This is a genomic window from Sphingopyxis sp. 550A, from assembly GCF_053569535.1.
Genome location: NZ_CM131615.1, coordinates 129,009 through 141,242, shown reverse-complemented (window position 1 = coordinate 141,242; position 12,234 = coordinate 129,009). Strand labels below are relative to the sequence as shown.

4 protein-coding genes are annotated in these 12,234 nt (G+C 65.6%); all 4 read right to left on the bottom strand.

What is annotated here, in order from left to right:
* Positions 1 to 109: 109 nt before the first annotated feature.
* Positions 110 to 3,121: a TonB-dependent receptor gene (locus ACVENA_RS00640; RefSeq protein WP_449327219.1), complete on the bottom strand. Its 3,012-nt coding sequence runs from the start codon at positions 3,119 to 3,121 to the stop codon at positions 110 to 112.
* A gap of 556 nt (positions 3,122 to 3,677) precedes the next feature.
* A complete protein-coding gene (locus ACVENA_RS00635; protein ID WP_449327218.1) occupies positions 3,678 to 9,323 on the bottom strand; it encodes an autotransporter domain-containing protein in 5,646 nt (1,881 codons plus the stop codon).
* A gap of 179 nt (positions 9,324 to 9,502) precedes the next feature.
* Positions 9,503 to 10,609 (bottom strand): helix-turn-helix transcriptional regulator, encoded by a 1,107-nt coding sequence (locus ACVENA_RS00630; RefSeq protein WP_449327217.1) that lies wholly within the window; start codon positions 10,607 to 10,609, stop codon positions 9,503 to 9,505.
* A 167-nt stretch (positions 10,610 to 10,776) separates the two neighbouring features.
* Entirely contained in the window at positions 10,777 to 12,105 is a 1,329-nt protein-coding gene (locus tag ACVENA_RS00625) for an alpha/beta fold hydrolase (protein ID WP_449327216.1), read from the bottom strand.
* Between the last annotated feature and the right edge of the window lie 129 nt (positions 12,106 to 12,234).

The window sequence follows — 12,234 nt, the reverse complement described above, 5'->3', positions numbered from 1 at the left end:
CGCCATTGGGAACGTTCTTACGCCACCCGTCCCCGCCCGTCACGCAAAAGAGCCGCGCCCCGAAGGCACGACTCTCTCGCCGGTTGGCGGCAGGGAGGGGTTGCCGCGCCTAGAAGTTGAAGCGGATACCGGCCGCGTAGCGGGCGAAGCCCGGCGACACGAAGGTCACATTATTGCTGCTTCGCATATGCGCGCGCCGCCCCTCCCCGGTCAGGTTGATCGCCTCGACGAAGGCGGTGAAGCCGGGAATGAATTCATAGCTCGCGCTGGCGTCGATCTGCCAATAGGCCTCGACATAGGTCGGGTTCGGCCCCGTCGATTGCAGGAACTTGTCGCGCCAGTTCCACGCGACGCGCGCCTGCAGGCCGCCCTTGTCGTAATAGGCGACCGCGTTGGCGCTGTCGGAAAGCCCCGTGAGCGCGAACTGCGGCACCGACGCCGGTTGCGTATTGTCATAGACCGCATCGCCGTTGACGATCGTATAGTTCAGCAGAACGCCGAAGCCGGTGTCCCAGAAGCTGTGCTGGAGCGCGAACTCCCAGCCGTTCAGCGACGCGGTCTGATCGCTGTTGATCGGCTGCGTGATCTGGAAATTGAGCAGCGGATCGCCGGGCGCGCTGTTGATGACGCCGACATAGGTGCCCGGCGCGCCGCCGGTGATCGTCACCGTATCGGGATAATGTTCGAAGATATATTGGCGGATCTGCGACACCGTCGCCCCCTGCCCGATCGCCGCGACCGCAGCGTTCCAGCGCGGCCCGTTCACCGGAGTGGTCAACCCGAAGGCCGGGGTATCGACGCGGGTGGTCGAGATGAAGTTGCTGACATCCTTGTGGAACCAGCCGACCGACACATAGCTGCCGGGCGCGTAATACCATTCGGCGGACAGATCGATATTCTTCGATTTATAGGGGACGAGCCCCGGATTGCCCTGCGCCCCCGTGCCGCCGCCGACGCGAAACAGCGTGTCGAGCGTGCGCCCGCCCTGCATATTGGCATAGTCGGCGCGGGTGATCGTGTGGCTGTACGACGCGCGCAGCTTGACGTCCTGCAGCGGCGAGACGTCGAGGTCGAACGCCGGCAGCCAGTTTTCATACGATCCCTTGAAGCGCGTGAAGTCGCTGTCGCCCGACAGGACGATGTTGAATTCATTCTCGCCCACCCAGCGCGTGTCGACGGGGACCGGCACCAGCGCTGCCGACGAAATATCGGTGCTTTCGTAACGCAGTCCGGCGACGAAATGCGCGGGATTGTCGAACAGATCGAATTTGGTCGCGACCTGCACATAGGGCGCCAGCGTCTTTTCGGTGATGCGCCGGTCGGTGTTGTAGGCCGCGATGCAGGTGCCGGGGATCGCCTGCGCGCCGGTCAGCGGGCTGCTGCAGGTGCCGTAGAGATTTTCGATCAGGTCGGCCATCCGCTCGAAATCGAACGAATAGAAGCTCTGGATCATCCCCGGCTGCGCGAGCCCGGGGAATTTGTCGGGCAGCGTCTGGAGCGTGAAGATGTCGTCGGGAATGTCCGACGCGGGGCCCGCGCCGCCCCAGGTATCGTTCTGGATCGTGCCGAAGGCGGACCGCACGTTATTTTCGACATAGGATACGCCGAAATCGATGCTGTCGAGGAAGCCGCCCTCATGATCATAGCGGCCGTGCAATTGCACCTGGTTGATCTCGTCGCGGAAATAGGCGGCGCGGAACGCATTGCCCGTCGGCTGGATCAGCGCGGCGTTCAGCGGATCGATCCCCGGATACATTTCGTAGGACAGGATCGGCAGGTCGTTCTCGAAATTGATCGTCTGGTTCTGAACGCCGAAGATCGCGTTGCCGACCGACATGCTCGACCCGAAACGATTGACGGGCTTCACTGTCGCGGTCGAATGATGCGCGTCAAGGTCGATCGTCACGCCGTCGTCGCCCTGCCAGGTCAGGTTGAAACCCAGCGAACGGTTTTCGGCGCGGTTGTCGCTGAGCGCGCCGCTGTAGGACAGATCCTTGCCGCTGTTCAGCGTTGTCTCGCTCGGCGGCGCGGCGGGCGCCGCGAAATGTTCGGAATAGAAGATCGGCCCCGCGACGGGACCGTCGGTCCACGCGCTCGTCGTATCCTCATGGTTGAACCAGATGCCGACATTGCTGTTCCGCGTCTGCACCGTGTTGCGCGAATAAGTGTAATCGAGCGTCGCGGTCAGCCCGTCGACGGGGCGGAATTGCAGCACCGCCTGGCCGTTGATGCGCTCGCGGTCGATATCGTTGAGGTCGTAGGAGCCATTCTGCGGCACCTGATAGACGTCGTCCGGCCCCGGGCGGTTGGTGATGTTGGCGAAGCGCGGATCGCCCGGGAAGGCCAGTCCGCCCCACATATTCTCATCGGACCCGAGATAGCCGTCGCGCCAGCCGACATTGGCCTGGTTCGTGCTCGACTTGCGCTTCTGATAGGAGCCGGTGATCAGGATGCCGATCCTGTCGTCGGCGAACGTCGTGCTGAAGATGCCCGAGATTTCGGGCGTGATCGGATGGCCTTCGTTGCGCGACGAATCATAGACGCCCTTGACCGAGAGGCTGCCGTGCATCCCCGGCTTGTCGAGCGGGCGCGGGGTGCGGATGTTGATCGTCGAGCCGATGCCGCCCGATTCGACCGTCGCGCGACCGCTCTTGTAGACCTCGACCGCGGCGATGCCTTCGGACGCGAGGTTGGCGAAGTCGAACGAGCGCGACGAGGGCGCGCTGCCGCCGTCGCCGATGATCGCGGTCGGCATCTGGCGGCCGTTCAGCGTCACCAGGTTGAATTCGGGGCCGAAGCCGCGAACGGTAACGGTCGAGCCCTCGCCGTTCGAACGGTCGATCGACACGCCGGTGATGCGCTGGAGCGATTCGGCGAGATTGGTGTCGGGGAATTTGCCGATGTCCTCGGACGAGATCGCATCGACGACGCCCTGCGCGTCGCGCTTGATCGCAGCCGCCGATTCGAGGCTGGCGCGGATACCGGTCACGACGATCTCGTCGCCGCCGCCATTGTCCGCCGGCGCTTCCTGCGCCATCGCGGTCTGCGCCGCCCCCATCAGCGACAGCGCCGACGTGCCGACCAAAAGCCTGGCGAGCCAATGCCTGTGCGAAGCCTGCATCCTGAACCCTCCCGATTGAGCCGCTCTGATGACGGCGTTTTCATGTGAACGTTCACCTAAATGATAACGTTCCCTTTGTCAATGCGTCCCACCGGGTCGCCCTGCATCGGACGCGGCGGCGGATCGATCGTTGCATGGGATGGTCAGACGCATCCGCCTGTCCGGATGCCGCTTGAAAGGATATTGAATTCAAACGCTTTTATATGGGCATGCCAGCGACAACCGGCAACAGCCATCCGGGCGGGAGAAGGATTGCGGAACGGTTCCGATTACGAATGCAATGCGCAAGCACAGGCGCATTTCCCGTGCCCGAGATGCGGGCCGCGGGAGAACGGCCGCGATCGCGGGGAACCCTCTTTCGTTGAACCGCAATGGAAAGGGCCCACCGGCAGGCGGGCCCTTTCGGGCCTCCGGCACATGACATGCCGGAGGCCCATCCTTCTGCTCAGGGTCGCGGCGAGCATCGGGATATCTCGTCTCTATCGAATGGGGCCGAAGCGATTGACCCTGCTCCGGCCCCGAACCGCGCGTCTTCCATCCAACCGGGGTAGTATGGTCAGAAGGCGATCCGCGCGGTTATCCGCAAGCCATGCGTGCTGCGATCCGACGCGAGCGTGCCGCTGTAGGCCGCGCCGATCCGCAGATTGCCCGCGCTATAGTCGAAGCCCGCTTCGACCTCGGCCGAGTTCTTCGGGATCAGCGTGCCGAGCAGCGCGAAGCTGCCGCCGCCGGTCGCGAAGCCGGCCAGGGCCGGAGCGCCGCGGTCGCCCGACGCGCGGTTCCACGCCGCCGACAGATAGGGCTGGAAGCCCAGCTGATCGGCGTTGAGACGCGCCCGGGCGCCGAGGCTGAGGAAGGTCGTTTCCTGCTCGGCCTTGGCGAGCGCGAGCGCGGCATTACCGCCCGTCTCGACGAAGGCGTCGCTCTTGGTGCGGACATGCGCGATCCGGGCGAAGGGGGTCAGCGCGAGGCTGCCCGTCTTCACATCATATCCGGCCTCGGCGAACAGTTGCAGCGTGGTCGCGTCGCGGTTCGATTCGAGCGTCTGCGCGAGCGGCGTGAAGCCGATCGTGCGCACCGTATCGACATCGTGCCAGCCATAGGCGAGCCCGGCCGCGCCGCGGAAGCCCGCGCCGGTGCCATAGGTCAGATGCGCGGCCAGATATTTGCTGTCGGCCTTTGCCCGGTCGCTGCGGCCGCCGAAACGGAAGTCGGAATTGCCGATCCCTGCCGACAGCGCCGCGGCGAAGCCCTTGCCGCCATAGCCGATGCCGGTCACGAAGCCCTTGTGATCGGTGTCCATCGCGAAGCGGCCTGCCTTGGCGTCGAAATCGCCCCAGCCGCCGAAGGCCGAACCCCAGACGAACAGGCTCGCTTCCTCCGGCCCCGTCAGCCCGTAGAGCGCGTTGCGCAGGTGACGGCTGTCGTCGGTGAGGCCGCTGATCGTGCTCGCGAGAATTTCGCCCGACAGGTCGCCGAACGCCGCCTGCGCGCCCGCCGCATTCTGGTTCACCACCGCCTCGAACAGCGGATCGTCGATGCCGCGCGACTGCACCGCGGCGGCGACGCCCGCCTGGTTGAAGCCGATCGCGACATCGGCGAAATCGACGTCGTTGCGATAGAGCGACAGGGTCACAGCCGTAGCGCTGTAGCGCAGCAGCGGATCGAGGAAGGCGAGGTCGCTCGTCACCGAGCCGAAGCTGCCGTCGACGCCGCCTGCGCCGGTGACGATCACATAATCGGTGCGGCCGTTGTAGTCGCCGTCCTCGGCGAGGACCGCGACGCTCGCACCGCTGTCGATCGTGACGGTGCCGGTCGCATCGACCCGGTCGCCCTGGCCCGCGGCATTGACCTCGACCTCATAGACCGAACCCGCCGCGAAGGTCAGGTCGCCCGCGACGGTCAGACGGCCGATCGAATTGCCCGGGGTCAGCTTGCCGTCGCCGCCCACCGTCGTCGATCCGACGCTGCCGTTGCCGCCGAGCGCGCCGCCCGCGTTCACGGTGACCTCGGAGACGATCGAGCCGTTGACCGCGAGCTTGCCGCCGTCGACCGTGGTCGGGCCGGTATAGTCGCTGTCGCCCGACAGGTTCAGCGTGCCGTCGCCCGTCTTGACGAAGCCGCCGCTGCCCGAGATCGCGCCCGCGAACTCGCTGTTCGTGCTCTGGTCGACGGTGAGCTGGTTGTCGCCGAGAACGACCTGGGCATCGCTCTCGCCCGCCAGACCGCCGATCGTCTGGTCGTTGCCGGTAATATCGAGCGAACCGCCTTCGCCGAGGTTGAACTCGGTTTCGGGGTTGATGATGCCGCCGATGCGGACCGCGCCGCCGAAGATGTTGGTGACGCCCTGGAAGGCATAGTCGCCCATGAAGGTCAGCGTGCCGGCGCCGCGCTTGTCGAGCGTGCCGCTGCCCGAGAAGGCGCCGAGGAAGTCATAATCGTCCGACCGGTTGAAAACGAAGCGGCCGTCGTTGACGATATTGCCCTCGAAGCTGCCTTCGGTGCCGCCCGCGCCCAGTTCGAAATAGCCGTTGCCTTCGGTGACGACATCGCCCTGGAGCAGGCCGGTCAGGACGAGCCCGCCGTTCGAGACGATGGTGCCGCCGGTGTGTCCCACCGTATCGGTATCGACGGTGAACACCGCGTCGCCGATCAGTTGCAGCTTGCCGCTGCCGCTGATCGTCAGTTCGTCGAGGTTGGACACGGTCTCGTCGTCGCCGAAGTTCAGCACGAGGAGGCCGTTGGTGACGACCGACGCGGTCAGGATCGGCGAATCGGCTTCGCCGCCGACCGTCACCTCATTGACCTGAAGCGCCGCGCCTTCGTCGATCGCGACATGGCCGAACTCGCCGACCACGCCCGATGTCGACCAATAGCCCGCCGCGACCTGCAATTCCTCGAACCCCGCCGCCGCGGTAAGCCGCTGCGCTTCGGTGAGTTCCAATATGTCGCCGTCGAGGATCAGCTTGTCGGCCCCCTCGCCCGCATCGACGAGGCCGGTGATGGCGCTGCCGGTGCGCAGGGTCACATTGTCGTCATAGGCGTCGAGCTGAACCGCAACCCCACCTCCGCCGGTGAGCGTCCCCGAATTGGTGACGTTCGACTGGACATGGGCAATGATCGCCGCGCCCTCCGCGCTCGAAATCGTGCCGCTGTTGGTGAAGACGCCGGTGAGCCCCGCGGTGTCGGCGAGATCGGTCTGGATGAGCACGCCTCCGACGGCACCGTCGATCGTGCCGGCATTCTCGACCGACCCGCCACCCGACAGGATGATGCCGAAGCGGTCGCCGCCGATCGTGCCGCCTTCGCTGTTGACGACGCTCGCCGCATAGTCCGCGGCATCCTGTCCGTCATAGGCGAACATCGAGATGCCGTCGGCGAGCGCGCTGCCCGTTCCGGTGATCGTGCCGCTGTTGGTGACGCTGCCGCCGCCGATCAGGCGGACGCCGTCGTTCGATTCGCCCGCGATCGTCCCGCTGTTTTCAACCTCGGTGCCGATGGCGAGGCCAACCAGCCCATTGATGTCTTCATCGAATTGATAGGCGGTGGTGATCCCCGCGCCCGCGCCCGAGATGGTGCCGCTGTTGGTCACGCTCGACGCGGCGGTGGTGATCGTGATGCCCGCATCGGGCGCCGCGTCGAAGCCGTCATAGCTACCGTCGCCGCGGATGGTGCCCGCATTGTTCACCGCAAGCGTGCCGGTCGCGAAGGAATAGATGCCCGAGGTCGCGCCGGTGATCGTCGCGCCCTCGGCATTGGTGACCGTCACGTCGGCGCGCGAGCCCTGCGAGACGGCGGCACCGAAATCGCTGACGATCGTGCCGCTATTCTCGAGAGTAGCGGTCGACATGTCGCTGCCGAAGCCGACGCCATAGCCGCCGCCTCCGCTACCGCCGAGCTCGCCGGTGCCGCGGATCGTCCCCGAAGTGATGATGCTGGCGGTCAGGCCGCTGCGGTCTTCGCTCACATCGGTGTTGATCGCCGTTCCCTGGATGAAGACGCCGCCGGCGACGCCCGTAATCTCGCCTGCATTGTCGACGGCGCCGCCGCCCGACAGGATGATGCCGAAGCGCTGACCGACGATCGAACCGCCGTCCTGATTGGTGACGAGCGCGCTGTAATCCTCGTTCGCCTGATCGACCTGCGCATACATCGAAATGCCATCGGCGTCGCTTCCGATCTGGCCGTAAATCGTGCCGCTGTTGGTCACGCTGCCACCGCCGATCAGACGAACGCCATCGCTGCTCTCGCCGATGATCGTGCCCTCGTTGACGACGCTGGTACCGGTCGCCCGGCCCTCGAAGACGCCGGGGCTGACCTGAAAGGGGCCGGTGGTGATGCCGAACTGGCCGCCCACGATCGTGCCCCGGTTGGTGATCAGTGCATCGGGGGTCAGGATATTGATCCCGGTCTGCGCATCGCCGCGGATCATGCCGTCATTCTCGACGATCAGCCGGCTGGTATTGGCCGTGATGGCGGTTCCGCCCGAAGCGATTTCGGCATCTTCCGCATTGTTTATGACAAGGTCGCCGGTCGACTGGCCGACGATGCCGAGCGCCTGACCATTGATGATCCCGGCGTTATTGATCGTCGCGGTTTCGAGCGAGCCGCCGGCGACGAGACCTAGGAAGCCGGTCACCACGCCTTGATTATTGTCGAGCGTCGCGCTGCGGCCTTCCTGTTCGGGAGTCGCGCCCATCACGATGCCGATGGGCGTGACCGCCGTAGCGGGGTTGTAGACGCCGGTGCTGCGGATCGTGCCGCTGTTCGTGATCGTCCCGCCACCCGACAGCACGGCGCCGAAGGTCTGCCCCTCGATCAGGCCGTCCTCGTCGTTGACGATCGACCCGATGCCCGTGACCCCCTCGGCGATCACGCCTTCGAATTCGCTGATCGCGACGCCGATTCCCGCCGCGCCAGTGGCGCTGTTGCTGCCCTGGATGGTGCCGCTGTTGACCACCGAACCGCCGCCGGTCAGCGCGACCGCTGCGCCGCCGCCGCCGATGATCGTGCCGCTGTTGGTGACGCTGCTATTGGCCGCCAGCGCCTCGAAGACTCCCGGGCTGCTCTGGAGCACATTGGTGGTGATGCCCGACAGAGCGCCGCGGATCGTGCCGCTGTTCTCGATCACCGCATCGGCGCTCAGGATATTGACGCCGTTCTGGCTCTGGCTCTGGATCAGGCCGGCATTGGTCAGGGCGAGCGTGCTCGTGTTCGTGCCGACCGCGTTGCCGCCGGCGAGGATCTGGCCGTCTTCCGCATTATCGACCACCAGCGCGCCGTTCGACGCACCCAACAGGCCAAACACCTGCCCGTTGATGATGCCATCGTTTTCGATCGTGACGGTGTCGAGCGATCCCGCCGCGACAATGCCGATGAAGCCCTGAACGAGCCCCTCGTTGGTCAGCGTCGCGCTGCGCCCTTCCTGCTCGGGGGTAGCCCCCATGACGATGCCGATCGGGGTCTGGGCGCCGGGGATCGTCGGGTTATATTGGCCCGTGGCGCGAATCGCGCCATGGTTCTCGATGGTCCCGCCGCCCGACAGCACCACTCCGAAAGTCTGTCCCTCGATCGCTCCATCGCCGTTGTTGACGATCGTGCCGATGCCATCGACACCCTCGGCGATCGCGTCGGGGAATTCGGAGATCGCGACGCCGATCCCGTTGACGCCGCTGCCGGGAAAGCCGTTCAGACCACGGATCGTGCCGTCGTTGGTGACGCTACCGCCGCCGGTCAGCGACACGCCGGCCCCGGCCTCGCCGCTGATCAGGCCGCTATTGACGACCACCGTGTCGGCCGCGCGTGCTTCGGGCGGAAGATTTTCGCCCTCTTCGTCCTCGCTGAAGAAATAGGAGGTCGCGATGCCGTTCGCGGCGCCGCTGATCTCGCCGCTATTGGTGATCTCCGAACCCGGCTGCGCGATCACGATGCCGCCGCTCGGGCGGCTGTCGAGCCCGCCCGGGCTATTGCCGTTGCCGCGGATCACCCCCGCATTATCGACGATCACCGCGCCATTGTCGGCATAGATGCCGATGTCGTCCCCGACGACTTCCTCGTCCGCACCGACCGAGATTTCCTGCGTATCGGGCTGATCATTGTGGATGCCGAAGGATTGCGCCTGCGCCGGCGTTCCGAGTTGCAGAATCGAAAGTCCGGCGATCGCGCTCGTCGCGAGCAGGCGCGATTTTGAAATGGTCGACATGATATGCTTACCCCCTGGTTCTGAAGTCCGAGCGAAAGGGTCTCCGCAAGCGCACTGCGCTCCGGCCTTCCTTCTTCCGCGATGTTCGTCACGACCCCCGTGATCGACGGCTTATTAACCGCTTAACAACAGCCCTATTTTATCCGCCGTCTTGGCGTCATCCCCCGGCGGGGGGGTCTTCACGCAAAAAATGGTGCCAACCGGCGCATCAGCGCCGCCTCGCCATTGACGCCGCATTTCTGATAGATTTGCTTGATCTGGCCGCGCAGCGTCTCGCTCGTGACGCCGCGTTCCTCGCTGATCTGCGGCCGCGTCTTCCCCTCGAACAGCCGCAGCGCGATATCGGCTTCGGCCAGGCTCAGTCGATAGATCGCCGACAGATAGGCGGTCACGCCCGCGCGGTCGCGCCGCGGTGCGTTGACGACCAGAATCGCGTGGGGCAGCCTGCCGAGCGACCACTCGCGCTCGGGCAACCGAAAGCCTTCGATCATCAGCGGTTCCGATTCATCGGTCGCCGCGAGCATCGTGCGGACATGCGGCGCGCCACCCTCCACCAAAAGTTCCTGGATCAGGGCGCGCAGCGTGTGGGGCGCACCGTTGGCGTCGATGGACCGCCCCACACACCGCACGGCCCCGGACTGCAACAGAGCCTCCGCCGCGACGGTATGGGCGAGCAGATGGCCGCGCGCGTCGATGATGAAGGCGTTGATGGCGATCGCGTCGAAGGCACCCGCAAATAAATGCGCCTGATGTCCCTCGAGCTTCTCCTGCAACCGCACCGCGCGGCGCGCTGCGACGGCGGCCTCCGCAAAGATCTGGCGCTGGGCCGGAGTGGTTCGCCCGTCGCGCCGGCTGCGCAGCGTCGACAGCCCGACGATCCCGAAATCGTCGACGACCAGATTGGTCTGGCAGCCGAAGGGAATACCGATTTCCTCGCACCATTCGATATAGTCGCGCGATGCGAGGCTCGGGATCACCGCGTCATAATGATCTTCGTGCAGGATCGGATCATAATGTCCGCGGGCGACCTGGCGGTTCGAGGCCGCGACGCGAAAATTGGCCGTTTCGCTGTACCAGTCATGGCTTTCGGGCTTTCGGATCATGGCGGGCGTGAAGCTGGTCACCATGTTGAAGGGGATATCCCGCCCCGCGCCGACGCCGATCAGCTGCCCGCGGGAGGAACCCGTGCGGCTCGCCATCGTGTCGAGCGCGCCGAGCCATTTGCCGGGATCGAGCGCCGCATCGAGAAAAAGATCGTCCCAATCATATGGGTGCCGCTGCCGCATCCGCTTTTCTACCCCCGTCCGCGCGACCGCGGCGGGTGGTCAATCCGCGCGCGCCGCAATGGCATTGCCCCATCCGATCCGCCCCCCGGCGGATCCGTGACAGGCCCTCATGCTATCGGCCGCGGCCCGAAAGCGTCCATCCCGGAATGTATGGTCGTTTCAAAAAATCATGCCGGACCAAGCGCATCGGCGACATGTTCGGGATGGGAATAGGCCAGCATCTGGCCGGCGCCCTCGACCCGCTGCAGCGGCGTATCGGGCAATCGGGCGCGCCAATAGGCGATCGCCACTTCGGGCGCGTGGAGCACATAGTCGGCCGCCTGGACGATGCGCCACCGATCCTTGCCGGGCAGCGGCGCGACGTCGAAACCCGTCGCCCAGGCGCGCTGCTCCTCGACATAGCCGCGAATGCGCCCGCGCCCGAAATCGCGCGTCGCGCGCAGATAATCGGCGATGAACTGCGGATCGCTTTCGGCGAGCGCGAGATCGGGGGCACTGTCGCGGAACGAGCGGATCATGCCGTCGCGCAGCCGCGTCGCGGTCCCGAAACGGGCGAGCGTGCGGATCGTCAGTTCGATAAGGGCCGGATTCGCCGCGAATCGCCGTTTCACGATGCCGAGCGGGCCGCGATCATGCGGCGTGTGCGAGATGGCGGGCGTCGGATTGACGAGGATCGCGCGATCGACAAGATCGGGTTGGTGGAGCGCCAGGCTCACGGCCGCCTGCCCGCTGCCCCGCGCGATCAAGTCGATCCTTTCGATGCCCAGCCTGTGGCATAGCGCAGCGACATCGTCCGACGCCACGCGATACGGCGGCAGTTGATCGCGCGGCGCGTCGGTGTCGCCGAATCCGGGACGATCGATCGCCAGCGCGCGGAAGCCCCGCTTCGCCAGCACCCGCACGAGGCGGGTCGGCGGCGCCCGCGCCGTGATCGTGCTGTGGAGGATGAGAACCGGCCGCCCGCCCACCGGTCCATAATCCGAATAGGCGACCGTACGGCCACCGACCTGGATCGACGCATTGGGAAGAACATGGCCGCCCAGGATCGACACTTCGGGTTCGGCATCGACCTGGTCGTGCGACAGGGCGGCGGAGACCAGTCGCACGATTTCCGCCGCATTGCTCGCGCCGAGGATGAGATGGATATTCTTCATCTCGGCATCGACGACCGCGTCCGACAGCCCCAGGGCATCGGCGATCTCCGCGCGGCTCTTGCGGACGGCGATCGCGCGCGCGATCGCGAACTGACGGTCGGTCAACCCGAAAAGGTCATGAAAGGCGGCGCCGACGTCCCGATCGTCACTCATCGCGAGCGTCTGTCCCACGAGCATGGGAATCGTATCGAGCCCGAACTTCGTCTTGATCTCCGCGAGCATGTTGCGCGCCGATACGTAGGAACAATCCATCGATCGTGCCGCCTCGCGCAGGCCGCCGGTTTCCACGAGGTGCCACAGAAGCTCCGATTGACGGTCGGACAGCGCGAATATCCGAGCCACATCGCCCCGCGACGCTTGGTCATGGCGGCCGGCTGCGTCGCACAAGGAAGTGGTCATCAGATGAATGGCGCCCCGCTTTGATCGGGGTCCAGTCCACACGATTCCCGCCGGGAAAACAAGCACCGAAAG